Source organism: Streptomyces halobius, from assembly GCF_023277745.1.
GTDB classification, from domain to species: domain Bacteria; phylum Actinomycetota; class Actinomycetes; order Streptomycetales; family Streptomycetaceae; genus Streptomyces; species Streptomyces halobius.
This window is the reverse complement of the sequence record NZ_CP086322.1, coordinates 7947797-7972902: the sequence shown is the minus strand read 5'-3', so window position 1 is coordinate 7972902 and position 25106 is coordinate 7947797. Positions and strand designations below refer to the sequence as shown.

The 25106-nt window shown below is 66.3% G+C and carries 23 protein-coding genes and 3 pseudogenes; 10 read left to right on the top strand and 16 right to left on the bottom strand.

The window, feature by feature from the left end; translation table 11 throughout:
- Positions 1-17 precede the first annotated feature (17 nt).
- From K9S39_RS36195 to K9S39_RS36185, 3 genes are read right to left on the bottom strand one after another with little or no spacing between them, the layout of a single operon-like run.
- Entirely contained in the window at positions 18-1115 is a 1098-nt protein-coding gene (locus K9S39_RS36195; RefSeq protein WP_248867554.1) for a tyrosine-type recombinase/integrase, read from the bottom strand.
- Positions 1116-1167: 52 nt separating this feature from the next.
- Positions 1168-2109 carry a hypothetical protein gene (locus K9S39_RS36190; RefSeq protein WP_248867553.1) on the bottom strand — a complete coding sequence of 314 codons (942 nt, stop codon included), beginning with the start codon at positions 2107-2109 and terminating at the stop codon, positions 1168-1170.
- Positions 2110-2111: 2 nt separating this feature from the next.
- On the bottom strand, positions 2112-2366 hold the full coding sequence (locus K9S39_RS36185; protein ID WP_248867552.1) for a hypothetical protein: 255 nt from the start codon (positions 2364-2366) through the stop codon (positions 2112-2114).
- Between the two features lie 1106 nt (positions 2367-3472).
- On the opposite strand from K9S39_RS36185, the gene K9S39_RS36180 reads away from it, so the two are divergent.
- Entirely contained in the window at positions 3473-4858 is a 1386-nt protein-coding gene (locus K9S39_RS36180) for a helix-turn-helix transcriptional regulator (protein WP_248867551.1), read from the top strand.
- Between the two features lie 25 nt (positions 4859-4883).
- Here K9S39_RS36180 and K9S39_RS36175 read toward each other — a convergent pair whose 3' ends face one another.
- Complete coding sequence (locus K9S39_RS36175; RefSeq protein ID WP_248867550.1) at positions 4884-5216, bottom strand: glycosyltransferase family protein; 333 nt, start codon at positions 5214-5216, stop codon at positions 4884-4886.
- 47 nt (positions 5217-5263) lie between these two features.
- On the opposite strand from K9S39_RS36175, the gene K9S39_RS36170 reads away from it, so the two are divergent.
- The gene (locus K9S39_RS36170; RefSeq protein ID WP_248867549.1) at positions 5264-5677 is read left to right on the top strand and encodes a pyridoxamine 5'-phosphate oxidase family protein; all 414 of its coding nucleotides are present in this window, start codon (positions 5264-5266) and stop codon (positions 5675-5677) included.
- Positions 5678-6236: 559 nt separating this feature from the next.
- Here the strand turns inward: K9S39_RS36170 and K9S39_RS36165 are convergent.
- The 3 genes from K9S39_RS36165 to K9S39_RS36155 form a co-directional block, all read right to left on the bottom strand.
- Complete coding sequence (locus K9S39_RS36165; RefSeq protein ID WP_248867548.1) at positions 6237-6485, bottom strand: acyl carrier protein; 249 nt, start codon at positions 6483-6485, stop codon at positions 6237-6239.
- A 366-nt stretch (positions 6486-6851) separates the two neighbouring features.
- Positions 6852-7589 carry a tetratricopeptide repeat protein gene (locus K9S39_RS36160; protein ID WP_248867547.1) on the bottom strand — a complete coding sequence of 246 codons (738 nt, stop codon included), beginning with the start codon at positions 7587-7589 and terminating at the stop codon, positions 6852-6854.
- Positions 7590-8563: 974 nt separating this feature from the next.
- Positions 8564-9121 (bottom strand): ATP-binding protein, encoded by a 558-nt coding sequence (locus K9S39_RS36155; protein ID WP_248867546.1) that lies wholly within the window; start codon positions 9119-9121, stop codon positions 8564-8566.
- Between the two features lie 312 nt (positions 9122-9433).
- On the opposite strand from K9S39_RS36155, the gene K9S39_RS36150 reads away from it, so the two are divergent.
- Positions 9434-10686 (top strand): IS3 family transposase gene (locus tag K9S39_RS36150; protein WP_248861262.1). Its coding sequence is split into 2 segments (ribosomal slippage): positions 9434-9716 and positions 9716-10686, totalling 1254 coding nucleotides; the frame shifts between segments, so codons are not numbered across the junction.
- Positions 10687-11232: 546 nt separating this feature from the next.
- Here K9S39_RS36150 and K9S39_RS36145 read toward each other — a convergent pair.
- The 5 genes from K9S39_RS36145 to K9S39_RS36125 all read right to left on the bottom strand — a co-directional run bounded on the left by K9S39_RS36145 (position 11233) and on the right by K9S39_RS36125 (position 15436).
- A complete protein-coding gene (locus tag K9S39_RS36145) occupies positions 11233-12033 on the bottom strand; it encodes a class I SAM-dependent methyltransferase (protein ID WP_109893298.1) in 801 nt (266 codons plus the stop codon).
- Between the two features lie 454 nt (positions 12034-12487).
- On the bottom strand, positions 12488-13675 hold the full coding sequence (locus K9S39_RS36140) for an MAB_1171c family putative transporter (protein ID WP_248867545.1): 1188 nt from the start codon (positions 13673-13675) through the stop codon (positions 12488-12490).
- 122 nt (positions 13676-13797) lie between these two features.
- Positions 13798-14298 (bottom strand): hypothetical protein, encoded by a 501-nt coding sequence (locus tag K9S39_RS36135; RefSeq protein WP_248867544.1) that lies wholly within the window; start codon positions 14296-14298, stop codon positions 13798-13800.
- 248 nt (positions 14299-14546) lie between these two features.
- Complete coding sequence (locus K9S39_RS36130; RefSeq protein WP_248867543.1) at positions 14547-15059, bottom strand: helix-turn-helix domain-containing protein; 513 nt, start codon at positions 15057-15059, stop codon at positions 14547-14549.
- Positions 15060-15229: 170 nt separating this feature from the next.
- Entirely contained in the window at positions 15230-15436 is a 207-nt protein-coding gene (locus tag K9S39_RS36125) for a hypothetical protein (RefSeq protein WP_454896537.1), read from the bottom strand.
- Positions 15437-15701: 265 nt separating this feature from the next.
- Between K9S39_RS36125 and K9S39_RS36120 the strand changes: the two genes are divergently transcribed.
- The 3 genes and pseudogenes from K9S39_RS36120 to K9S39_RS36110 all read left to right on the top strand — a co-directional run.
- Positions 15702-16814 carry a ParB/RepB/Spo0J family partition protein gene (locus tag K9S39_RS36120; protein ID WP_248867542.1) on the top strand — a complete coding sequence of 371 codons (1113 nt, stop codon included), beginning with the start codon at positions 15702-15704 and terminating at the stop codon, positions 16812-16814.
- A gap of 82 nt (positions 16815-16896) precedes the next feature.
- Entirely contained in the window at positions 16897-18444 is a 1548-nt protein-coding gene (locus tag K9S39_RS36115; RefSeq protein WP_248867541.1) for a DHA2 family efflux MFS transporter permease subunit, read from the top strand.
- Positions 18445-18889: 445 nt separating this feature from the next.
- A pseudogene (locus K9S39_RS36110) lies at positions 18890-19569 on the top strand (transposase family protein); the annotation flags it as partial.
- Here the strand turns inward: K9S39_RS36110 and K9S39_RS36105 are convergent.
- Together K9S39_RS36105 and K9S39_RS36100 are read right to left on the bottom strand one after the other, a co-directional pair.
- Positions 19568-19810 (bottom strand): annotated as a pseudogene (locus K9S39_RS36105) (transposase family protein); the annotation flags it as partial. The pseudogenes K9S39_RS36110 and K9S39_RS36105 overlap by 2 nt on opposite strands.
- Before the next feature lie 103 nt (positions 19811-19913).
- A complete protein-coding gene (locus K9S39_RS36100) occupies positions 19914-20927 on the bottom strand; it encodes a helix-turn-helix transcriptional regulator (protein WP_248867540.1) in 1014 nt (337 codons plus the stop codon).
- A 45-nt stretch (positions 20928-20972) separates the two neighbouring features.
- On the opposite strand from K9S39_RS36100, the gene K9S39_RS36095 reads away from it, so the two are divergent.
- Positions 20973-22385 carry an FAD-binding oxidoreductase gene (locus K9S39_RS36095; protein WP_319949603.1) on the top strand — a complete coding sequence of 471 codons (1413 nt, stop codon included), beginning with the start codon at positions 20973-20975 and terminating at the stop codon, positions 22383-22385.
- A gap of 60 nt (positions 22386-22445) precedes the next feature.
- Here the strand turns inward: K9S39_RS36095 and K9S39_RS36090 are convergent, their stop codons facing one another.
- Positions 22446-22790: a plasmid pRiA4b ORF-3 family protein gene (locus K9S39_RS36090; RefSeq protein WP_248867539.1), complete on the bottom strand. Its 345-nt coding sequence runs from the start codon at positions 22788-22790 to the stop codon at positions 22446-22448.
- 259 nt (positions 22791-23049) lie between these two features.
- Between K9S39_RS36090 and K9S39_RS36085 the strand changes: the two are divergent.
- From K9S39_RS36085 to K9S39_RS36075, 3 genes and pseudogenes are all read left to right on the top strand, one after another.
- A pseudogene (locus tag K9S39_RS36085) lies at positions 23050-23166 on the top strand (hypothetical protein); the annotation flags it as partial.
- A gap of 18 nt (positions 23167-23184) precedes the next feature.
- The gene (locus tag K9S39_RS36080) at positions 23185-23619 is read left to right on the top strand and encodes a hypothetical protein (RefSeq protein WP_248869249.1); all 435 of its coding nucleotides are present in this window, start codon (positions 23185-23187) and stop codon (positions 23617-23619) included.
- A complete protein-coding gene (locus K9S39_RS36075) occupies positions 23598-24584 on the top strand; it encodes a hypothetical protein (RefSeq protein ID WP_248867538.1) in 987 nt (328 codons plus the stop codon). Before K9S39_RS36080 ends, K9S39_RS36075 begins: the two co-directional genes overlap by 22 nt.
- A gap of 81 nt (positions 24585-24665) precedes the next feature.
- Here the strand turns inward: K9S39_RS36075 and K9S39_RS36070 are convergent, their stop codons facing one another.
- The gene (locus K9S39_RS36070) at positions 24666-25031 is read right to left on the bottom strand and encodes a VOC family protein (RefSeq protein WP_248867537.1); all 366 of its coding nucleotides are present in this window, start codon (positions 25029-25031) and stop codon (positions 24666-24668) included.
- Positions 25032-25106: the final 75 nt, after the last annotated feature.

Below are 25106 nucleotides of genomic sequence, written 5' to 3'. Positions count from 1 at the left end.
GTGGGCAACTTCCCTGATCAGGCTGTTAGTTGGTAGTAGCGTTGGAGTCCCTCAACCTCTTGCCGTGAACTGGCGACCTGCGGTTTCTCGCCCGTTAGATGCAATTCCCGAGGCTTGATGTAGCGGGTGGTCGTGGACAGCCACTCGTGTCCGAGGAGTTCTTGCAGGGCCTTCAGATCCATCCCGTCCCCGTAGAGCGAGGAGGCGCAGTAGTGCCGCAGGACATGGGGCGTGAGCCTTCCCGCCCAGGCCGGCAGCCACAGTTCGGTGGCGCTTGCCAGGCCGGCCCGCAGGGAACTGTGGTTGATCCGCGTGCAGTGCCCGGTGAGCTCGTCGTGCCGTTCGCTGGGCAGCAGCGGGGCGTCGGGGTGGGACCAGTCGGGTCCAAACTGGTGGCGTACGTCGGTGAGCCACCAGTCGATGAGGCGGTCAGCGCCGTTGATCGCCGGGACGAGCCGTGGCTTGGGCCCCCGGCCACGGCTGCCTTTGCCGTGGCGGACGTGGAGCTTGCCGAACGTGCCCAGGTCAGGGCGCCAGTCGCGGATGTCGAGCATGCGTGCCTCGTTGATCCGCAGCCCCAAGCGGCGCCACAGCGAGGCCGCGAAGTAGTTCCGGGCGGCCGGCAGGTACTTGCGGGCCTCGGAAACCGACGTCCGCCACTGCCCGAAGAGCTGGTCGACTTCCGCGTCGGAGGGCGGGATCCGCACGTTCGCGAAGACCGGGCTGCTGGGGCGGTTGTACTCGTCGATCGGCTGCTGGACCACGGAGCCGGTCAAGGCGTGGATGTCGCCCTGGTACCGGCTGATCACGAAGTCGTAGAAGTAGGCCAGCATCCCGGCCTTGCCGACCCGCGTGCTGTGGGCCCGGCCCTCCAGCCGCAGCCCCGTCAGGAAGCGGTCGGCGTCGTCGCACGACGCAGTCCACAGCGGGCCGTTCAGAGTCCGCGCGAACTCGAAAATGGCCGCCCGCGCATTACCGATGTGGCTGTCGGTGAGGTTGGCCGCGGCCATGGACAAGGCAAACTGATCAACGATCTCTTGCTCGAAGTCCTCGATGTCGCGCTGCGTCGGCAGTGCACGAGCCGAGGAGATGTTCCGGACGACTGCCAGTGCCATGGGCCACTCAGTTCATCGAGACAACGACTAAGTCGAGATTACTGGCAGAGCTTCAGGAATTCCGACGAACCATCAAACTTCGTCGCCCAGGCCGGACATCCCATGCCACCTGGCCTGCAGCCCACTCCCACCGCCCCGGCCCCGAACGAACTCGGCGGCCTACAGACACCGGCGAGATGCCCTCGCCCAGAAGCTTTTTGACGATGCGCCCGAGGTGGCCGATCACGTCACCCGGTGGACGCTCTTGGCAAGCAGCGACGTACTCGCCGACGAGATCCTGCGGGGAGGGTGTGGCTGCGGGCGCTGTGCGCCCCGAAGGATTAGTAGATCCAGGATCCAAGATCCTAGATCCAGGCGCCGAGCCCTCGGGGAGGTTTCGGGGAGCCTTCGGGGAGTCCTCCCTGACAGGCTTGTGACCTGCGGTTTTCTTCGCAGTTCGCTTGGGCGCATCGACGGTGCCGTCGAGCGTCGCCTGCTGGGCGCTCGTACTCACGGATCGCGTGGCGGGAGGCGTCACGGGGGTCTTCGACGGCCGGTCGAGGGTTCGGGGAGCCTTCGCCGAGGCTTCGGGGAGTCCTCGGGGAGTGTTCGCCTGACCTTCGGTGAACACGGTGCAGGTGCCCTTGCAGCCCCCGCAGCGTTGAGTGGCGTGGTGGTCCGGGCAGGCCGGGATGCGGGTCTGCGACGGCTTGTCGATCTTCTGGTGCTCGAACCAGGTGACGATGTGGAGGTACTGGCGGCCGTTGCAGCCGGTGTACCGGCAGATCAGCCCCGCATCGGCCAGCTGCTGGAGGTCGTCCTCGACGTGCACCGCGGTGTGCTCGGCGCGCAGCGGCCAGAGCCGGCCGGCGATGATGGCCGGATGGTCGCGGTAGCGGCCGTGATCGTCGGCCAGGGTGAAGAGGCCGGCGAAGGTCCGCTCAGCATGAACGCTCACCTCGGCGAGCGACTCGCTGGTGAAGAATTCGGGCTTGAAGGTGCGGATCCTGGCCATGATCAGCGGCCCCCGCCCGTTGAGGTGTGTGCAGCGGCAGCGCGACGGAGGGTGCCGGTGGCCAGGTCGAGGTCGTACGTCTCGTCCCAGTGCACGTCTGGGTGAGCACGGATCACCCAGCGAGCGACCGTCACACGCTGGGCTCGGTTAAGGGATATGAGCTGCCGCCCGGCGTCGTACGCACGGGCGTAGAGGCTGGGCCAATTCTGGCCGGGCTGGTGCTGCGAGACGCGGACGGTGGCTGCTCCGGGCACCATGTCTGCAAGCAGGCGGGCAAGACGGTATTGGCGAACGCCGATTGCAGATACATCAGCCTTGGGCGTCTGCTCCAGGAGCGCACTTTCGCTCCGGTACTTGGGCATGCAAGAATCCCTTAATCGTAGGTGGGACGGGGCGGCCGTTCTCGTCGAAAAGGCCAGCCGACCCGCTCCAGTTATGAATCCGCGCCCTTCGGGGTGGCGGTCCGGCGCTCAGGAGCTGCTAACTCCTGGGCGCCGGTTCCATTTCCCCTAGAACTGCGCGCACTTGGCGCGGGGGGGTACTCCTGAGTCCTCCCTCGCGGCTAGTGCGGCCCGGCGGCTTCGCCGAGCGACCAGCAACATATGCGGACACCCTCGCAAGATCCACTCCTGAACCTCTGCACCGTGCAAACGGCGAGATGTTCGAGCTTCTAGCGGTCCCCTGCTGTCGGCGGGAGAGAGGTGGGATCCGCCACTGTGCAAAGAGTCGCCACCACTATGCGTGGAGTAGCGCGCAGGACTTCGAAGATTCTCCTCGGCGCACCATTCACTTCGACTCTCCTCACTGCTCAGCGCCACAAGCGATAGTCCAAAGCAGCGCTCTTAGAGGATTTAAGCCCGGCCCTTTGACCCTAGTCAACGCGTCGACAAACCCACACAAATGGACATAGACGACAGGAGGCCGAAGAAGCCCTCCAGGCACCAAAGCCCCCTCCAACTCACCTGACATACAAGGCGATTCAGCCGCACGAGGCCGAATCAGCTTGACGTTTGCCACTTGGTCGCAGGGTCGACACAAGCAAGAAAAGAGGGAGAGGCAATTTATTGCCCCTCACCCGGAGGGGAAATAATTTTCCGCCAGTAATGTCCGGATCACGCCCGTAGATTACGGCTTGCCCTGGGCGGCAAAGTCAGAAGTTGAATCAATCTCGGCGATTCTTGTGGCCTGGCTCACGATTCCTCGATATTCGATCAAGAGGAGGAGCCAAGATCAATTATGAGTTACGTATCGTCGATGGGGACAAAAGATCTATGTGGGGGCCTGCCAGTGGCCGGCCCCCTTTTCCGTGCCCGCGCTCGGGGCGTCACCGCAGGCACGCCAAGTGAAGTCAGAGAGGTTTCGAATGAGCATCGCCGACGGCGGACTCAAGCATGGAGACGAGAAAATGCTCCTGAGCCGCAATACGGCATCGGCAGAGCGCGACGACGCCTCGCCGCTCACCCCCGGCCAGCTGATGGGGCTGGCTGGTCTGCTGCGGGCGTGGAGAGCCGCCGCGAGTGAACGGCTGGGCAAGCCGCTCACCCAGAAGGACGTCGCATCCGCCCTGCACCGCTCCACACGCTGGTACCGCGACCTGGAGAACGGCGCCACGGTCCGTCTGGATCGCCAGCTGTGCGAGGGGCTCGGCAAGGTCCTCATGCTGGGCCGCGACGAACTGCAAGCCCTGGTCCTCTACGGCCACGGCGGCGCCATCGCCAGCCCGTCGCCCGCCGGCGACTCCCCCACCCGCCGCGCGCTGCAGCTGCTCATCGACAAGCAGATGCCCAGCCCCACGTACCTGACCGACGCCACCTGGAACGTCATCGGCTATAACGCCGCAATGGCAGAGTGGTGGCCCTGGGTACTGGAGGACAAGCCCAACCTCATGCGCTGGGCCCTGCTCTCTCGCGAGGCCCGCACTCAGTTCCACGACTGGGCCCGTCACGCGGCCGAGTACATCAAGCTGCTCAAGTTCGCCATTCCCCGGCACCCGGACAACCCCGAACTCGCCCAGCTGATCAACGAGCTGCGCGAGGACGACGAGGTCCGCAAGATCTGGGACTCCAGCACCGAGATCGCCGAGAACCGGGACGGCGCGACCTATCGCATGACGATCCCGGCGATGAACTGGGAGACCGCCGAACTTGTCAGCCATGTCCTTTACCCCGCGAGCCTCCCAGACTGCCGCCTGACGGTCATCACCTGGACCCGCGGCGAGGACGGCGCTGAAGCCTGCGGCACGGACGCCGGCCATCCCCTCGCGCCACTGCCCACGGCGTCTGACGCCGGCCAGGCGCTCCGCCGCCGTATCGCCCGCCGCCTCTCCCAACACATCACCGTCGCCTCAGCGGACGAAGCCATGGCGCTGGCGGGAGACGACCGCGCGGAGCTGCCCATCCTCAGCAAGTTCATCGGACACGACTCCCGGCTTGCCTACTCCCCGTCCACGCGGACAGTCATCTGGGCGACGCGGCAGGACGACGATCGCTGGGGCATCGCCGAGGTCGAGCCCTACACCATCATCGTCCGCATGCCCCAGGCCATCCACGTAGACGGCGCCAAGGACGAGTACAAAGTCCTCACCCGGGCCATCCTCCCGGCCGATTCCATCGAGGCGGTCGAACGCGTCCAGGGCCTGGTCGCCCAACTGCGCCGACGCATCGAGGTGCTGGAGGAGATACACCGCGACGAGTACCAAGCCGACCCGAAGAACGTGCCGTACATCTGGCACCCGGTCGACGAGATCTGATCCCACCAAGCCCAGGTCCGTCGTCTCAGAGGACGGACCTGGGCTGTTCCTGTTCCAGGAGAAAGCACGCACGGACGAGGTCCTCGGGGGTGTCCACGGCGACGCCGCTGTCGACCACGGGCAGCATCCTCACGTAGTGCGAATGCTCGATGAAACGCAGCGACTCGACGTCTTCGGCGCATTCGAGCGGCCCTTGGTCCAGGTTTCGGAAGGTCTCCAGCCCTTCTGCCGCAAATCCGTACAGCCCAAGCTGACGACGGTAGGCAGGGTAGTCCGGGGGTCCCTGCCGGCCCACAATTTCGAGATCATCGAGCTGGAGTCCCAGACGCTCTTCCCTGCGCCACAGTAAGTCGCGCACGCTGCCCCTTGGTCAACCGCGTGGGCGCTGCCAGGCAAGATGGCCGTATGGCAGCACCACGTCCTTCACAGTCCGACACCGAGCTGGATTTCTGGCAGGAACGCCGCATCTGCTTCCTCAGCACACCGCGGCCCGACGGCACCCCGCACCTCGTCCCGGTCGGAGTGACGTACGACCCGGAGACTCGCATTGCCCGCGTCATCAGCAGCCGCACCAGCAAAAAGGTGCGCAACGTCCTCGCCGGCGGGCCGGACGTCGCCGTCGCGGTCAGCCAGGCCGAGGGACGTCGTTGGTCGACGCTGGAGGGAACCGCTGTCATCAGAGACGACCTGCAATCGGTCGCAGACGCCGAAGCGCGCTACGCCCAGCGATACAAGCAGCCACGGCCCAACCCTGAACGCGTAGTCATCGAGATCAGGGTCACCAAGGCTATGGGCACGGCGAGACCACCAGGCTGGTGACCGCCACGACCACCGGAGTGCTGGTAGTCCGCCGCAGACGGCGGCATCCCCATGCCCGATCGCCGGCGCCACGCTCCGAGTACAGCTCCGCCGAGCCGACCGATGAGGCCAGCCTAAGCGGAACAACTGCCCCGGCGCCTACCAGGACTGCGTGTGCACGCACCGTGCGTGATGCTGTCGACGAACGGGGAACGGATCACGGGTGGTCTACGGACCTTGCCAGTGAGCCGGTAACTGTTCAGCCCCTGGCCATGGGCCCGACAGCCTGAACCCGACCCACAGGGGTCCGCTGCGTTGGAGCGGACCCCACAGGCGACACGCGTGGGCCTCCGTGTCAGGTTGCGCGAGAGGCGCTGTGGCCGCAGACGGGGAAGCACGTGTGCAGGGTGGCTCACGAGCCGTATCACTCAGGCACGTTCAGCCAGGCCACCCCTGTCCCGAAGGGACCGGACACCCGGTGACCCCACACCGCCTCTGCAGTGCCGGGCCGGCCGGTGCCGGGGAAACCTAGGGGCCAGCGGCCGGGGTCAGCGGCCTGCCGGGGCCGAGGGACGAGCATTCACCGAGCACCCTGCTGCTTCAGGTAGTCGATCGCCGCACCGACCGTCGTGATCTTCTCGGCGGCGTCTTCGGGGAACTCGACCTCGAACTCCTCCGCCAGCTCCAGGTAGAGCTCGTCGAGGTCTTCGTTCTCCTCCGGGTTCGCTCCAAGGTCGACGATGAACGAGGCGCTGTTCGTGCACTCGCTGATGTCGGCACCCAGACGCTCGGATGTGATCTTCTTTACTCGGTCCTCGATGCTGGACACCCCACACTCTCCTCATGGCCGGTACTGGAGGCTCCTGGGTAGCACTCGCTCAGGCCGACGTCGCCTCAGACACGACCGGCGCCCGCAGTCCCACCCGAACTCCGCCGGGGCCAGCGGACGACCAGCACTCAGCTCCACCACGCGTCGCCGGCACACTGCGCCCGGCGGTGCACCGGGCTCGCGTACCGGGCAGATGTCAGGTGGTACTGGGTCTGGGGGGTGAGGCTCGTTCGGAATGCCTTGACCCTCCGGACCGGCCCTGGGAACGACACTGACGCAACAGTCCCGCGACCCATCGGACACTGCCTAGGAATGGGAGATATCGCCGCCCCAGGACCCAGCGGGTGAGCCGTCAGCTTCTAGGCCCTATAGCCACGTCTTCGGATAAGCCAAGCTTCCAGGCCAACGGATTTGTTCCTTGGATAGACCTGAAAGCCAGACGGTGGCGCTACCGGCGTCTGCCGCCTCCCGATACAGGCGCCGAGCCGCCTCCGTCTGCCCAGACTGCTCTCGTAGTTCAGCCAGCAGGCGGATCGCTACCGCATTACGACGCTCGATTGCCTCCAGCAGAACGCGCTCAGCACCTGCCAGGTCGCCTGCCTCCCACCGCCAAGTCGCAGCCAGCAGGATCAGATTGGGATCAGCATTCCCGCAGGTCTGAAGCAGACGCTCTGCCCGATCGGCTTCTCCGCCTTCGCCATACTTTTGCGCCAGCATCATGGTCACGGCTACTCGAATGGAATGGGGCGCTTCTCGGGCACACCGCTCCGCTGCGTCGTGATCACCTGACCTCTGCCGGACATCGATCAGCATTGCGAGGGCAGTGGGGTCTCCGACGCGCGCTGCCTGATGAGCCAGGCGTTCGGCACCCTCGTAATCTCCTGCTCCTTCTCGGCGTTGGACGAGCAACGAGGGCAGGACTGACGGGGGAGTGTCGAGCGTGGCAAGGGCGATTCTCTCAGCGCCCTGGCGGTCCCCCGCATCTTCACGGAGATCGACCAAACGTTGTAAGGGAAGTTGGCGGGCCTCGGGAGGCACCGCCAAGGCCAGATCTTCCGCCGCGGCAAGGTCTCCTGCCTCTTGCCGCAAGTCAACCAGCAGCATCAGAGGTAGGAGATGACCTCGTTCCGCGGCTTGGCGCGCTAGATGCTCGGTAACACTGCTATCGGCCCCGGTCGCTAGGAGCTCCACGAACAATGCTGCCTCGGCGCGGTCGCGTGCTTTGTCCTTTGGATTCGGACGGACTCCATTGACCTCGACGGGCTCAGACTCTTCCCCACCCACAAGTGCAGTTAGTCTCTCCGCACCAGTACGGTCGCCCTTAGCGCGTCGGCGATCAGCCAGACGACGCGCGGCCTCGAATTCGCCTCTCCCGGCCGCGCTCCGCGCCAGAGTCTCTGCGGCAGCCGAATCTCCGCTACGTTCTCGGGCAAGAACCAGGGCATGCAGGGGCAGCATGTCGCCGGCTTCACTCGCAGTGAGAGCGAACCTCTCGGCCCCCTGCCAGTCCCGCATCCACGTACGGATGGCCACAAGCGCTGCGGTGGCCTTTGGCCGCGCTGCAGCAACTCGCGTGTACAGCCTGGTCGCCCACTTCAGCCGCCACCGCTCTTCGGCAGCCCGCGCGAGCTGAATGAGATCGTCGTCATGGTGTAGGCAGTCGTGGGCTGCCCGCCAGAATGGCTCCGGCGGGCAAAGCTTCCAACGATCGTGCCGACCATGCTGCTCGATGTAGTCCGCAAGCCGGTAGACGGGCTGCGGGCTGGAGGGAACGGGTGCAGTTGCCTGTTGCGTATGCCCCCGTTGAGAACGGGGGCATACCTGCCTCAGGGGAGCAAGATGGCCGTGCACTGGGCTAGTGACTTCGGCGAGGGCCCGTTCCGCCCAGTCCTCGGTCAGCGAGTCCCACTCTGCATCCGACAAATAATCCTCGGCCCCCTGAACGAGGAAGGTCAGCGGAAGATTCAGGCATGCCCCCAGTCGGCGGGCGTCTATGGCAGCGTGGAGCAAGCTCCGAGCGGCCGGACTGGCGCCGAGATACCGACGCAGCAGTTCGGGGGCTCCGGCGAGATCTTGGGTCACCTGTCCGTCTGTGACTCGCGCCAGGGCACTTGCCAGGAAGGTGTCGCCCCGTCCGCGAGCCGTCGAGCTTCATCCAGCGCGGCCGCATCAAATCGATCCGGGACCGTCACGATACGACCGGCCAAGAGTTCACGGGTCCGCGCGAACGTATCCAGCGAGCCCGGGTCCGGCATGGCGGTGTAGCGCGCGGTGTACTCCGGCCAGAGCGTTCCCAACACGAGGACTGGCGCACGCATCGGATCCGTCAACAATGTGTGCAGGGCGGCAGCGATGCGCTCCCCAAAACGTTCGTCCCCGAAGTAGCGCTGAGCCTCGTTCAGCCACACCACGGTACGCGGACCAACCCGCTCCAGGTCACTGAGTGCAGCCTCCGCATGGGTCGGATCGAACGGATGCCATAGAAGCCAGTTCTCGGCGGCCAGAGGCTGCACAGCCTCCCAACATGCGCGGGTCTTCCCGGTCGATGACGCACCGGAGACGAGGACCAATGCGCTCTGCCCTTCGAAGGCATGCGCAACAGCGTCGGCCAGAACGGCATCGTGGGCGCGGTGCACATAGCCCGAAAGCTGCGCGGTCGCCGTATCGGCCGTCGCACTGTCGCTGAGGCAACGTCTGGCTACTCCTCGTGCGGTACCCGCTGGATGGACTGGGCTTGATCCGCTTTGACGGACATCCGAGATTAGGGGTTCTGCCCCGGGAGGATGTCCATCATGGAGAGCATGGGGAAGAAGAAGCCTCGGCTACCGCAGTCCAGCCGAATACGAGACCGCACTCGCGGCCTGACCACCACACCGATGGTGTCCGCCAAAGCGGAATGAACCGCCCCGGGTGATGTGGAGGCTCGATTCCATGTAAGGATCAGAGTCATGGCACGTCCCTCCTCCTACCCGCCCGAGCTCCGCAAGCGTGCGGTGCGCATGGTCGCGGAGATCCGCGGTGACTACCCGACCGAGACCGCCGCGATGAACGCGGTGATGCAGAAGCTGGGCATCGGCTCACGCGAGACGCTGCGCAAATGGGTCAAGCAGGACGAGATCGACTCGGGCAGGCAGCCAGGGACGACCACCGAGGAGGCCGCACAGATCAAGGCCCTGAAGAAGGAGATCGCCGAGCTGAAGCGGGCGAACGAGATCCTCAAGGCCGCGTCGACTTTCTTCGCGGCCGAGCTCGACCGGCCACACACACGCTCGTAGCGTTCGTCGACGAGCACCGGGACCGCTTCGGCGGCGTCGAGCCGATCTGCACCGTGCTGTCCGCGCACGGTGTCAGCATCGCCCCCTCCACCTACTACGCGGCGAAGAAGCGTCAGGAGAAGCCCTCCGCCCGCGCGGTGCGCGACGAGGTGACAAAGGAGCTGATCACCGAGGCCTACGAGGCCAACTACCGTGTCTATGGTGCCCGGAAGGTCTGGCGGCAACTGCACCGCCAGGGCCACGCGGTGGCCCGCTGCACCGTCGAGCGGCTGATGCGCGAGCTGGGCATCGCCGGCGCCGTCCGCGGCAAGAAGGTCATCACCACCATCCCGGAGCCGACGGCCGCGCGGGCGCCGGACCTGCTCGACCGCGACTTCGTCGCGAAGGCCCCGAACCGCACCTGGGTCGCGGACTTCACCCACGTGGCCGCCTGGAGTGGCACCGTCTACGTCGCCTTCGTCGTGGACACCTTCTCCCGCCGCATCGTCGGCTGGGCCGCAGCCACCACCAAACACACCCAACTCGTCCTGGACGCACTGGAGATGGCACTGTGGCAGCGCGACCGCGACGGCCACCGACCCGGCGCAGGAGAGCTGATACACCACTCCGACGCGGGCTCGCAGTACACATCGTTCACGCTCGCCGAGCACCTGGACGCGGCCGGCATCGCAGCCTCGATCGGCTCAGTCGGGGACGCGTATGACAACGCGCTCATGGAGTCCACGATCGGCCTGTTCAAGACCGAGGTGATCAAGCCCCGGCGGCCGTGGAAGACGCTGTCGCAGGTCGAGCTGGCCACCGCCGAGTGGGTCGACTGGTACAACCACAGCCGCCTCCACGGTGAGCTCGGCCACATCCCGCCCGCCGAATACGAAGCCAGCCACTACCAAGCAACCACGAAACCCCAGGTCACAACCACCATCTGAGCTCTCTACCGAACCCGGGGCGGTTCAGAACAAGCTCAGGAGATTGCGGGCGACCTTGTAGGCGAGGAGGGCGCCCATGCCCTGCCACCCCGGAGTCTTGATTGTTCTCACCCGGTGGTGAGGGCTTCAATCGGTCGAGGAGCTCCAGTTCGACTGACTGGAGCCGCCAATTCCGCCTGTGGAGTGGGGCGTTGGTGAACATGCCCACCTGCTGGCCGATGCCCTGCCGTATTCGGGCCGCTGGCGGGCGGCCCTGGCTGAGCGGGAGGATTTCCCGCACCTGGTCCAGGCTCTCGGCCAAGTGGTACACACGATGGGCGGGGTCACCCACAGGTGGCAGTTCGACCGCATGTCCACGGTCTGCTACCCCTCCAGCGGTCAGGTCACCGCGGCGTTCGCAGCGGTCGCGAAGTTCTACGGCGTCGGTGTGGATATCTGCCCCACCCGCAGCCTCCTGCTCAGTGCGATGCGAGCCGCTGCCGCATCAACCAGAGCGTCCTCGGCTCGTACTGATCAGTTACCTCCTGCCACCTCATGTCCCGCGGGCTACGCCGGGAGTTTTTGGCCCCTGGCGGTGATGCCGATGTACCGGATGTCGGTGAAGTTCGGGTCGTCGAGGAGTGCCAGGCATGCGTCGAGGTCATTCTGGGCGAGGTGCCCGTCGCGGACGAGATGCCTTCCGGCCTGCTGGAGATTGATGCGCCAGAGGTCATCCAGGGCTCCACCCGTGCCCACGAGGCGGAGCTGGGATTCTGCGGTGACGTTGCCGAATCCGAGTGTGGCCAGGATGCCGGGGATTTTGCTGCCCCATTGCATGTCTGCGCCCCGTGCCTGTGCGGCGTGGCGGGCGGCCGCGGCGTAGTGGTTCATGGCCGTGTAGGGGCTGGAGCCCACGGGGAGGGTGTAGACGTCTTCCACGAGCAGCCAGCCGCCGGGGGCGAGCCACTCGAGGGCGCGCGCGAGGATCTCGTCCCGGGCTGGGAGGTGGCAGAGAACGGCCCGTGCGTGGATCAGGTCGAAGGAGGACGGGGCGAACGTGTGCGTGGAGATGTCGACTTCCTGGCCCTCGACGTTGGGTGAACGGTGTGGATCCAGGTTCCGGGTGTCGATGTCGGCGGCGATGACGTGGCCCTGTGGGCACCTCTCGCCGAGCCAGTGGGCGATCGATCCTGCACCGGCGCCGATCTCGAGGCATCGCCACGTCTCGAGCAGGGGAAGCGACTCCAGGGCGTGGATCGTTGCGGGGTCCTTGGTCTGCTCCAAGAGCAGCAGCCGGTCCCGCTCGGTGAGCTCGTCCATGCTGAACGGGCCCGTGCTGTACGCATCGGTCCTTAATTGCGCGTTCATGAGTGTGTCGGCGTCCTCGTCCTCAGTGGTGTGCCGGCGGGCTGGGCCCCGACGGCCGGTGCCTCGCCCGGCGGCACGAGGGCACGCCGCGATCGCGGGGACCTGACGGTTCGGTACTGCCAGCGCCGTCACGATACTTCATGACCCCTGCCCGGTGCATCAACGGCCCGGCGCGGAACGGCGGCACTCGTGCACGCGGTGAGTCCATAAGGCAGTGCGACGCCAGGGCTTGTCGGCAGGGCCGGGGAGGACAGTGGCTGTTGTGACGGAGTATCAACGGCCGTACGGGCGCGCCCTGCCTGGCCTCACCTCGCACCGGGTACCGATGACAGTCTGACGCAGGTCATCGGTGTTACCAGCCCAGTTCAAGTGGGGTTGACCGGCGTGATCGTTCGCGGGCTGTGGACGGATGGGTCACCAAGCGGGGGCTGACACCAGGACGGTCCATGCCCCCTCAGGCCCTTTCTCCTTGTGGGCGGTGAGTGTTGACTGCGGACACACAGCGCTCTACCAGGGGTGTCGACCAGACGTTGGCTACTTTACGGAGCCAGTCGAGTTCGGAATCCCCATCGCTCCCGCCTTGGCGGGCTAGGTCGAGTGTGTGCTGTGCATGTGGCAGGCCTGCCTGGTGTGCCGCCAACGCCACCTTGAGCCAGCACGCTGTCACCACGGCCTCGGATTGGTCACGGGGGACCTCCTCTTCGGCCATCACTGCCAGTATGCGTTCGATGTCGACCGGGCTGGCCCAGCCGCGCATGATCAGTAGTCCGTCACGGATCTCGACGAGTCGGCGGTGCAGCCGCAACTGACTGTCGTGCGGCAGGAGCGCGTCGACGAGTCGAGAGCGGGGAGGATAGAGCGCAATATGCGGTAGGGCGGTGCACAAGGCCTTCCACATGGGATAAAGCGTATTGGCCTTGCGCCATGAAGCAAATCCTTGAATTATAGGTGTGAAAGCTGCTATCGAGCAGCCCAGGGCGACGCCTACGGTGTGGGCCGATGATATGTATGTGCCGTACTCAATGGGCTTGGTCGAGTAGGTGAATACGGCTACTACTCGGCTACCGAGAAAGACCATGAATGCACTGGTGGCGATCGCCAGAAGGGTTACCGGTATTCGTACAAGCCGCGAGCGGACCGTCCACAGGATTATGGCGAGCAGGGCCGACGTGATGCCGGTGACGATCAGCATGTACGTCAGGTAGGTTGCCCAGTAGATGCTGTGTACTGTGAATGTTCCGGGAATGGGGAGGAATCGGTCCCTCGTGGGAATTCGTTGGATCGTGACGATCGAGAACATTACGATCATGATCCCGAGCGTCATTCCGCAGGAGATTAAATGGGACCGTCTGAACGGGGTGCGGGGCGACCTGCCTGCCAGGTAGGCTCGTGCGACGAATGTCAAGATGGTAGTCGCAACTCCGACCGCCATGAGGCTCGACACCAGATTTGCGATATGCGGAAGATCAGTGAGGTGTTGGACTGCTCGTTTTGCTGGTTCCTGCAGCATTGTCATGCCTAGGGCCAGCATGAGCAGCGCAAACCATAGCGGACGTTGTTCCCTCGACCGCAAAGCAGAAACGCGGACGATAACAACCACCCAGCATAAGTAGAGCAATACCAAGCGGATCAGCTCAGGCATCCTTGTATCCCAATGCGGTCTTAGTTCATGTAACGTCGGCCGTTAATGATCACGTGGGGGAAGTGCGCTGGGGAGTTCCACACGGGAACCCAGCTCGCAGAGAGAATGATTGCCTATGTCTCCTACCTGCGAATTCCCAGGGCGGCTTCGATTTCGCCGCACACTCCGGTCGACAGCGGGCGAACGAGTTTCTTCGCGGTGGCGTGGATCAGACTAGCCATGAGCTCAGCTTCCTGCTCTTGCTCAGTGGTGTAGTTGGTGCGCGCTAGGAGTCGACCGACCATATCTGGGCTGAGGTTGGGGAAGAGCGTGCTGAGTGCACTGTGGGTTTCCTGGTCGGTGATACTGTGATTCCACAGGATATGGCCGATCTCGTGGAGAATGATGTGTTCCTGGTGGAACTGGGTGGTCTTCTTCTCGACGTAGATGTCATCGCTGACGTCGGTGGAGACCCACAGGCCGCATGCGTTGGTCGCGGCGCTGATCGGCACGGTGTGAATCCGGATTGGTCGGCCTCGACGCGCGGATAACTCGCAGACAAGTGCATCCACGGAGAACGGTCTGGGCAGTTCGAGTGTGTTGACGAACGCCTGGCACCGCTTGCGGGTCTGCCGTGCGGTCATAGCGTAACCTTGCTCCCCAATTGGACACCTGTAGAAAACGTCTACTCGGTGCATGCTTCAGAACCAGCCTTCTGTCGGTCTGTTCTTTGGAGCGAGTACCGGAATCTGCTCCCTCCCACCGCACCTGATACGGCATTCCGGAAACGTGGCGCGACGTCTCGCGACGCTGGAAGAAACCCGGCCCTGTCCAAGTTCCCAGGACCGCCAGCGCCGTAGGGCCCAGAGAGTCAACTGTCTCGCACAGATATCTACGCACCGCTGGAACGACTCTTCACCTCGTTTTCAGTCAGCGGTGCGCCGTGCAGGGTATCGCGAGCCTGGGCCGCGGCGTCGATGATCCCGCTCAGAAGCTGCGAGAGCTGATCGGCATCGGTGTGATGGGGGGTCGGGTGAGACGTTCGCAGGGTGAGCCCCTGAAACTTTTGCCGATTCAGCCCCTTGAGCGCCTCCAACTCATTATTGATCTGCTGGAATACATGCTCGTCAAGGAAATAGGCGCAGCGCTGGATGCCGAGACTGTGAGCGACCTTCACCAAAGTCTCGATAGTGAGGTTCGTCCCCTCGGCGGACTCCGCCGAGGCCAGTGTGCGCTTGGAGACCCCGGACAACTCGGCGAGTTTGGCCAGGCTGAAAGGGCCCTCCGGGTGGTGCTGCCGGACGTGCCGCAGCCGCACAGCGATCGCGGCCTTCGCCGCATGGGCCTGGTGGTCGAGGAACGACTGTGATGCTTCCCCGGCGGCCGGCTGGTTAGCGTGCATCATCCTCCTCATCATCTTGCAGTATCTTGCAACACAGGCGCAGCTTGTTGCAACAGTGGTCTGTCCTGTCTATGGTCTTCACCCATGGGGGCGAACCTCAAGAGGGGGCCTTGTCAAGTTGTGGGTGTGGCGGGTGAGTTGGGGCAGGCTGAAGTGCTGTGGGGTGGCTGGAGTTACCCGATGAGGATCAGACCGCGCTCGAGCATGAGCTCTTCGACGTCCCGCAGGCTCAGCGGGAACCGGTGGTACAGCCACACGCAGTGCGCGATCACCTCGCCCGGATACCGGTAGCCCCGGTACGACGGCACTGCGGCATCCACGGACAGGCCCCTCCCCGAGACGATCACCCCGAAGATCATCTCACGGCCACCGACCAGCACAACCAACAACTTGATAAGACCCTCTCATACCAGCAGTACGTCATCGCCGCGCTGCGCGGCGAAGCCGTCGCGTGGTCGCTGACCACCGCCGTACCCGGGTGACCCGCCTCGGGTAGGCACAGGCCGATCTGGTGACCGACATTCAGGCCATGCCGTAGCGGAGCAGACCGGGCGGACCCGCGCGGATTCTGCGCCGTCCCTCCGGCATGCCAACTCTCTGCCAACGGCACAACCTTGATCTGCGTTCCTGACCGAAGGAGAAGAAATGGCTGTCGATACCGTTGCCGCCCCCGGTGCAGACGCCGTGGCGCGGCCGCACTCCCCGGGCACGGTGCCCGTACCGGTGGACGACCTGCTGGACGGGGCCTCACCCAGGCGCTCTGGCGTCGACCAGGAACATGTGGCGGTGCTGGCCGAGGCTGCCGATTCGCTGCCGCCGATCGTCGTGCATCGCCCGAGCATGCGGGTGGTCGACGGCACGCACCGGCTGCACGCTGCCCGCCGCCAGGGCCGGGAGACCATCGACGTCGTCTGGTTCGACGGCACGGAGGCAGAGGCCTTTCTGCACACCGTCGAGGCGAACATCCGGCACGGGCTGCCGCTGACCCTCGCCGACCGGAAGGATGCGGCCCGCTGGATCCTTCGCAGCCATCCCCAGTGGTCCGACCGGACCATTGCCGTACGGACGGGACTGTCCGACAAGACGGTCGGCGTTCTGCGCCGCTCCCGCGCGGCCGGAAGCGGCGGTCAGGCGGAGGCCGGGGGCGGGGTCCGAATCGGCAGCGACGGCAAGGCCCGGGCGCTGAACCCGGCCGAGGGGCGGCTGCGCTGCTGGGACGTGCTCTTACAGCGGGGCGGGGACGTGCCGCTCCGGGAGATCGCCGGTGCGGCCGGGGTTTCCGTGGAGACGGCCCGGGATGTGCGGGAGCGGTGGCGCCGCGGCGAGAACCCGCTGCCCCCGGGCGCCGTGGCCGCTGCCCCTGCCCCCGCGTCTGCCTCGGCAGCCGCGCAGGTGTCCGCCTGCGCCGTGCGGACGACGGTGGGCGCCGCGGCGACGCACGGCCCGGGGACGGTGAACGCGTCGGCAACCGGAGGCAGTTCGCCGGGGCTGCGCCGGCGTCCTCGTACTGCTCGAGCGCAGCCCATCGAGCTCGGCACCGTACTGGAGTCGCTCCGTCGGGACCCGGCTGTGCGCTACAGCAACGAGGCGCGCGCGGTGGTGCGATGGCTGGAGACGCACGTCATCAGCCGGGGCGAGGCAGAGATCGTACGGCGCGTACCGGCCCACCAGGCGACGCGGATAGCGGCGGTGGCCCGGGCCACCGCCGCCTCGTGGGAGGCCATCGCCCGCGACCTCGAGATCCTCGCCACCGAGTGACCACCCGTCCCCGACTTCCCCGAACCCTGTATCCCCCGAACTCCGTACGAGTGGCAAGGCCTCGATCGATGAGGAAGCAGTCATGACGACTCCCGAGAAGCAAGTGAACCCGTGGGCGGCCCTCGTGCCGGTCTGCGTCGGTTTTTTTCTGATCATGATGGACATGACGATCGTCAATGTCGCCATCCCCGGCATGCTGGCCGACCTGGACGCCGATCTGAACCAGATGGCCTGGGTGAACAGCGTTTACCTCCTCACCTACGCCGTTCCGCTGCTGGTCTCCGGGAGGCTCGGGGACCGGCTGGGGCGCAAGCAGATGTTCCAGGCCGGAATGGTGGTCTTCACGGCGGCCTCGCTCTGGTGCGGGGCCGCCGGAAGCGCCGAGATGCTGATCGTGGCTCGGGCCGCGCAGGGATTCGGCGCGGCGATGATGGCGCCGCAGACGATGGCGCTCGTGACCACGCTGTTCCCGCCGCACCGCATCGGTGCCGCGCTGGGTGTGTGGGGCGCGGTCGCTGGTCTGGCCTCGGCTGTCGGGCCGCTGCTCGGCGGGTTCCTGGTGGGCTCGCACGGCTGGGAGTGGATCTTCCTGGTGAATGTGCCGGTCGGCCTCGCCGGTCTCGTCATGACGGTGTTCCTGCTGCCGGACAACCGGCAGCGGGTCGGCCGCCGCTTCGACGCGCTGGGCACGGTGCTCTCCGGACTCGGCTTGCTCACCCTGGTGTTCGGGCTGCAGAACGGTCAACACTACGCCTGGGGCTCGGTCGCCGGGCCCGTGACCGTCCCGGTCATTCTGGCGGCCGGCGTGCTGCTGCTGATCGCCTTCGTGGTCTGGCAGCGCCGCAACACCCGCGAGCCGCTGATGCCGCTCGGGCTCTTCCGGCAGCGGAACTTCAGCGCGGCCGTCGTGGCAGCGGCCTGCGTCGGCTTCGCCGTCACCGGCATGTCCCTGCCGATCATGCTGTATCTGCAGTCGGTGATGGAGCTCTCGCCGCAGCAGGCGGGGGCGCTGATGCTACCGGCGGCGGTGGCCAGCGGCGCGGCCGGGCCATTCGCGGGCATGCTCTCGGATCGGTTCGGCGGCAAGTGGGTGGTGCTCGGCGGCTTCCTGGTGTTCGCGCTGGGTCTTGTGATGCTCGCGACGGCCATGGAATCGGGGGCGAGTACCTGGTGGCTGGGTCTTGCGCTGTTCGTCATGGGTCTCGGCTCGGGCGCCTCGTTCGCGCCGCTCGCGCACGTGGCGACCAGCGGCGTCCGGCCCGAGCTGATGGGTGCCGCCTCCGGCATCTACAACCAGCTGCGTCAGGTGGGCTGTGTCGTCGGCAGTGCGGCGGTCGGTGTCCTGCTCCAGATGCGGATCGCGGCCGAACTACCGGGATCCGAAACCTCGGCCGGCTCCGAACTCGCGCCCGGCGAGGCCGCGCCCGCCCTGCACGGCGGCCTTGCGGACGCGGCCGGCAGCGTACTGCTGCTGCCCGTCGCTGTGCTGCTGCTCGGTTCGGCCGCCTGTCTGGTGATGCGCTCCCGGCCCCGGGTCGCGGACACCTCTGCGGCCGGGGCCACCACTGCCTCCACCGATGAGGCGGAAGCCAGGACCGGGACCGCGGAGCCCAGCGCCGGCGGCCGTTGAACGTCCGGCTCCCGGCGGCGTGCGCGACGACACCGGGAGCCCGCTGACAGCACCCGGGAAAGAGGCTGGAAACAGCCGGTGGAATAGGGGAGTTCGGCGGATCGGGCCGGAACATTGGCAGGGCGGTTGCAAAGTCCGCGTGATCGTGTAGATGCGCTGGTCACGGCGGTGTGACGATGTGGGGTGGGCGGGCATCGCGGGACATCGAAGCTCCGTTGTGGAGGTGACCTTCCCAAGTCGCCTTCGCCCAACGGAGCTTCGATGTGCCGCCAGTCTGCCCCGGTATGCCTCGTCAAGTCACCCTTGCTGGCGGGGTGTTCGGGACTGTCGCTGGCTAAGGGGCTGGTCAGACTGCCGCGGCCCGTGCGGTCCCCAAGACCGGGCAGGCGTAAGGCCCCTGGTAGGAACGATCTTGCGACGGATTGTTCTGACCGAGGGCCCTCACGTGTCGACCAGTGTCACATACACCACGGTGCTCGATGTGAAGCGGTCCACCGCCGAGCACCTGGCCCGGCTCCTGCGTGACCACCGCATCGCGGCCGGAAACCGCAGGGGGGCAGGAGGGCGCTGGGCTGCTTCCGGCAGGCAGTGCTCGTCCTGCGCTGGTTCATCGACAACACCCGCCTTTCCCAACTCGCCCGCGACAACGGCCTGTCGGCCTCCACCGCATACCGCTACCTCCATGAGGGACTGACCGTTCTGGCGGCCGGGGCGCCGGACCTTGCGACTGCGCTGGAACGCGCGAAGGCGGCCGGGCTGACACATCTGAACCTCGACGGCACCGTCATCCGCACCGACCGCGTCGCCGCCCCCGGCCCCAACGGCGCAGACCTGTGGTGGTCCGGAAAACACAAGCACCATGGCGGGAACGTGCAGGTCATCTCCACCCCGGACGGCTGGCCGATCTGGATCTCACCGGTCCGCCCGGGCCGAGAGCACGACACCACCTGGGCCCGTCACCACGGTCTGGTCGACGCCCTCAACCGAATCGCCGCCGAGCTGGACATACCGTCCCTCGTCGACCTGGGCTACGAGAACGCCGGCGACGGCTTCCGCCACCCGCACAAGAAGCCAGCGGGAGGCGAGCTGACCGAGGTCCAGCAGACCTACAACAAGGTCATCCGCAGACCAGCCGCCGTACCCGCAGGCGGACGACAACCTGCCGACCGTCGACCGGCACGTCCGCCACCGTCCGGCGGTGATACCCGTGCACCCTCGCAGTCAGCGCCCCGCACGCTGGACACGGCACCGCCGCGTCCAGCGTGCGAGCTGTGACCACGACTGCGTCCTCGCCGTCCGCCACGTCCTCGACGAGCAATGCCGACAGTCCCGAAAACACCGTCTTCACAAGCGAGTTGACATCCACCACAACATCATGATCGCTGATGGCTACTGGCCGTCACCACCGACTACGGGCCAGACCCGTTAACTTGACACACCCGTCGCCCGCGGCACCGCAGCTGTGGTGGTCACCGCGCCGACAGCGTCGCTCGATCATGCGACCGGGTCCGACCCAGTCGCGTTCCGAGCCGGTGCAGACGATCCTTGATGTCCGGGGGTGCGTCCACGATGAACTCGGCTCCGATGGTGGCGACGAGCACGATGTACTGGGTGACCAGCTCCGGAGACTCGGCCGTGAGGCGGATCCGGCACCGGCCGGGGCCGAGGTCGTCGATCTCGCCGGGGATCGGGGCGAGGATGCCTGCCCGGACGTCTGCTGCCGATAGGTCCACGGTTAGTCGCGCCGTGTAGCGATAGGAGGCAGCTGCCAGTGAGCGCCTGACGAAGCTGACAGCATCGGTGGTCGGCAGGTCCCGTCGTTCGGCAGGTCGGTGGGCGCGAAGGGGAGTGTTGATCCGATCGATGCGGAAGATACGCCAGTCCTCGCGATCGTGGTCATATGCCACGAGGTACCACAATCCGCGGAGGATGACGAGACTGTGCGGCTCGGCCCCCCGAGTGCTGCGGCGTCCGGTGCGGTCGCGGTAGTCGAAGCGGACGCTCTCGTGCTCGTGGCAGCAGGCGGCCAGCACGGCCAGCGTGGCCGGGTCGACGTGTGCTGCGTAATCGCCGGGTGCGGCGCTAGTGGCGCGGGAGATCGCAGCCAGTTGCGGGCGTAGACGCGCCGGGAAGATCCGCTCAAGCTTGGCCAGGGCCGTGAGCGAGGCGTCCTCGATCCCACTAACGCTACCCTGGCTGGCTATGGCGAGCCCAACAGCCACCGCGACGACCTCGTCGTCCTCGAGCGACAGGGGCGGCATGCTGCTCCCGGCTGCAAGCCGGTACCCGCCCGACGTTCCTGTGGTTCCGGTTACCGCGTAGTCGAGGGCCCGCAACCGGTCGATGTCGCGGCGCACCGTTCGCTCGGTCACTTGCAGCCGCTGAGCCAGTTCGGCGCCCGTCCAGGTCCGTCGCGTCTGCAGCAGGCCGAGCAGACGCAGCATCCGCTCGGGCAGGTCGCGCCGTCGAGGTTCGTCCATCATGGAGTTCAGACTGCCACTAATTCCGGACGTCTAACGTCCGGAAGGATGTCTAGTGTCGCAGCCATGGAGATCACCAAGACCGACATTCAGGCCCTCGACCAGTATGTGGACGGAACTGTATGCAGCAGTACTCAAGCCCCGGAAGACAGGGCAGGTGCCCAGCTCCTTGCCCCGCATCACCCGGCGGTTGTGCTCGAGGCGAGGTGCGCCGAGGATGTCTCTCGGGCCGTAGCCTTCGCCGCCGATCACGGGATGCAGGTGGCGGTCCAGGCCACCGGGCATGGGCGCACGCGTGCTCTCGACGGGGGCCTACTCATCGATACGGGGTGCATGCGTGAGGTGAGGGTCGACGCCGCGACTCGTAGGGCGTGGGTCCCGGCCGGGGCGACGTGGCAGGATGTCATCGAGCAGGCGGCACCACACGGGCTAGCGCCGCTGTCGGGTAGCCTCCCCACGGTCGGCGCGGTCGCTTACACCCTGGGCGGGGGCGTCGGGCTGCTCGCCCGACGCTACGGCTACTCAGCCGACCACGTGACGCGATTCGAGGCGGTGACCGCCGACGGCAAGATCCGGCAGGTGAGCCCAGAGGACGAACCTGACCTGTTCTGGGCACTGCGCGGAGGTGGCGGCAACCTCGCCGTCGTGACCGGCATGGAGATCGACCTCATGCCCGTCGCAGAGCTCTACGGCGGCAGCCTGATGTTTGACCTCGCGAAATCCCCCGAGGTGCTCACCGCCTGGACCATGTGGACCAGGTCGGTACCGGAGGCGATGACCTCGGCGGTGGTGGTGATCCCCTTCCCGGACCTACCCATGATCCCAGCGGACGTGCGAGGGCGTCAGGTGGTCCAACTTCAGGTCAGCTTCGCCGGACCGGAAGAACAGGGACGACGTCTCGTCGAGCCGCTGCTCCGCGCCGGATCGCAGCTGCGGAACACGCTGCGCACCCTTCCCTACATGCAGTCCGGGGCGGTCTCAGACGAACCGGACCGGCCGGCGGCCTACCGGGGGAAGAGTGTGCTGGTCGACGACCTCGATCCGCGCGCCCTGACCGCACTCGCCCATCGAGCTGGCACCACACCAGGCGGGTGCACCGTCGGGGTGCGACACCTCGGGGGCGCTCTGGCGCGCACCCCGAATGTTCCAAACGCCGTGGGCCATCGGTCGGCCCAGTACTCCGTGGGTGTGTTGTCCCTGCTCCACGATGGCGATCCCAGCGGGGTGTCCCAGGTCCAGGACGAGCTGCTCGCACCTTTCGCACTCCACCGGCTCGGGCTCTCGCTGAACTTCACTTTCGGTCCTCTCGAGCCGGATCAGGTGCGGACCGCCTTCACACCAGCAGATGCCGATCGCCTCGGCGAGATCACGGCACGCTATGATCCGCGCGGCGTCCTGTACGCCAACCACCCGATCCTGGCGCCTGCGCCACCGAACGACTCGGACGCAGACCTAATCTGACGGTCCTCGGACCGTCGCGGCGTCGCGTCTAGTGTTGCGCCGCGGAAGTTCCGCTGCTGGCTATGGGACGGTGAGGCGCTTGTTGATGTCCTCGGCGTCGAATCGGCTGGGGTCGAAGGCGCCGCCCACCCATTCCAGGAGTTTGTCGTGCTCCTCATGCCTGGGGTCGGTGATGGCCTCGATGAAGTTCGCGTAGCCCCATGGGCCGCCGCAGTCCTCTGGCGGGCAGGCTCGGCGGCCGGTCAGGCAGCGGGGGTAGGCCACTCCTGGGTCCCGGGGCAGGGCCTTCTCCACCTCGATGGGGTGGACCCAGTCGTAAGGTCGGCTCAGGGCGCGGTGCTGGTCTCGCGACCAGCCCGTTTCCCTGAGCCGCCTCCCGAACCCGCCGTGCCCATTACTGTGCAACGGGCTCTCCACAGGTCTCGTTGAGCGCGCGTCTCGTCGTCATCGGCGGGTGATCCCACGGAGTGGGAATGACTGTTCCCCGATACCGGTTGTCCGCGTACTCCTTGAAGTGGCCCTGGCAAGATTCTCGTAGGCAGAGATCACCACGGCGACGCGGGACGGGTACCTCCTGGCAGTGGGCATCCTCCTGTTGTGTGTTGCTGAACTCCCTTCTCTGCTCCCGCATTTGTCAGGTGTTACGGTCGCCTCCATCGACGCGATGGGCCCTATCGTGATCGTTCAGGCCCGTACGCGCGACGAGCCTGCTCGGTGTACGGGCTGCGGTGTCACTAGCGACTGGGTGCACAGCTGCTACGTACGCCGTCCTGCTGACAGGGCGATCGGCGGTCGGCCGGTGCGCATTGAGCTGAGCGTGCGCCGCTTGTACTGCGAGAATTCGGCCTGTGTGAAGGTCACGTTCGCCGAGCAGGCCGACGGGCTCACGGTTCGCTACCAGCGCCGTACCCCGTTGTTGCAGAACCTGGTCGAGACGGCCGGTGTCCTGCTGGCCGGTCGGGGCGGGGCTCGGCTTCTGGGTCTGCTGAACGCGCCACTCTCGCGTACCAGCGTGGTGTTCCAGCTGATGCGGATGCCCTTGCCGACCATGGCGACGCCGCGGGTGCTGGGGGTGGACGACTTCGCGCTGTACGCAGAGGTGTACGGCACCCTGCTCGTCGACGGAGACACCCGGCTGTCGATCACCTTGTGGGAAGGGCGGGATGCCCCGCCCTGGCTGCATGGCTGCATGAGCATCCCGGCGTCCAGATCGTGTGCCGGGACGGCTCCCTGACCTACCGCCAGGGGATCACCGATGGAGCCCCGGAAGCACTGCAGGTCAGCGATCGCCTCCACATCTGGCAGGGCCTGTCGCAGCGGGTCCAGGACGTCGCGGCCGCGCACCGCGCCTGTCTGGCGGCCGCTGTCCTGCCGCCCGTCGAGCACGAGGAGCCCCAGCCCGCCACGGAGGACAGGGAGTCGCTGGAGACGACCCGGGCCGGGCGGCACGCGAAGCGCCTGTTCGAGGCCGTCCACGAGCACACCGGAACGGGCCGCAGTATCAGTGCGATCGCCTGTGAACTCGGTCTGGATCGAAAGACCGTGCGCAAGTACGCCCGCGCCACCAACTGGCAGGAAGTGGTCCGGCGTCCCCGGCTCCGCCCGCCCACAGCCCTCTCGGCCTACCTCGACTACCTGCGGCAACGCTGGGACGAGGGTGAACACAGCGCCAAGATCCTGCACCAGGAGCTGGCAGCCAAGGGCTACCGCGGCCATTACCAGCGCGTCAAAGTCGCCGTCGCACCCTGGCGCGAGACAGACGGCACGCCGACCCCGCCGCCCCGTGCACCCTCACCCCTCCAGATCGCCCGATCGATCATCGCCCCACCCGAACGCCGACACTTGGACGCCCAGGAACGGCTGCGATCGCTGTTCGGCAACTGCCCGGAACTGGCCCATGTCCACGACCTGGTCCGCGAGTTCGCCACCATGCTCGACCAACACGATGCCACCGCACTGCCCGGCTGGCTCGACCGGCTCGCCACCTGTGGACATCCCACCCTGGCGGGCCTGGCGAAGGGCCTATGCGAGGACCAGGACGCGGTGGTCCACGGCATCACCACGCCCTACAGCTCCGGGATGAACGAGGGCCGTGTCATGGACGTGAAGCTCCAGAAACGGATCATGGCCGGTCGCGCCGGCGTCCCATTTCAGCCGGTGGCGCGGGGTGAGGGCCGCGTTCGAATGCGACATTTCTGAGCTCCTAGACAGGCTGAAAGGCCGGCCATGGTGTGTGGCCGGCCCTTCAGCTTGGAGATATGCGGGGAGGGATAGTGCAGGTCAGTCGACCGGGGAGACTCGGATGAGGTTGCCGTCAGGGTCCGTAATCACGAACGTGCGGCCGAAGACAGCATCATGCGGCTCCTGCACAACGTGGACCCCCTTCGAGGCCCACCTCGTGAAGATCTCGTCAATCGCCTCCGATGGCCCCGGCACCATGAGTCCGATCTCTGTCGTACGAGGGAGGCTCAGGACCGCGTGCTCGCTGTAGCCCGTCCACAGTGCGAACAGGACACCGGGGGCAGCTTCGAAGGCTACGTAGTGGGGACTGGTGAAGGTCGGTTCGATCTCGAACAGGTCGCTGTAGAAGGCGGTGGCGGCCTCGGCGTCGCGGACGCCGATCAGGAACAGGTTCGGTGCGGGCATGGAGTGCTCCTCAACTCGTTGATTTCTCGGTCCAGCACCCAGTGGATCACCCAATCGCGACGGAACCTGTCACCT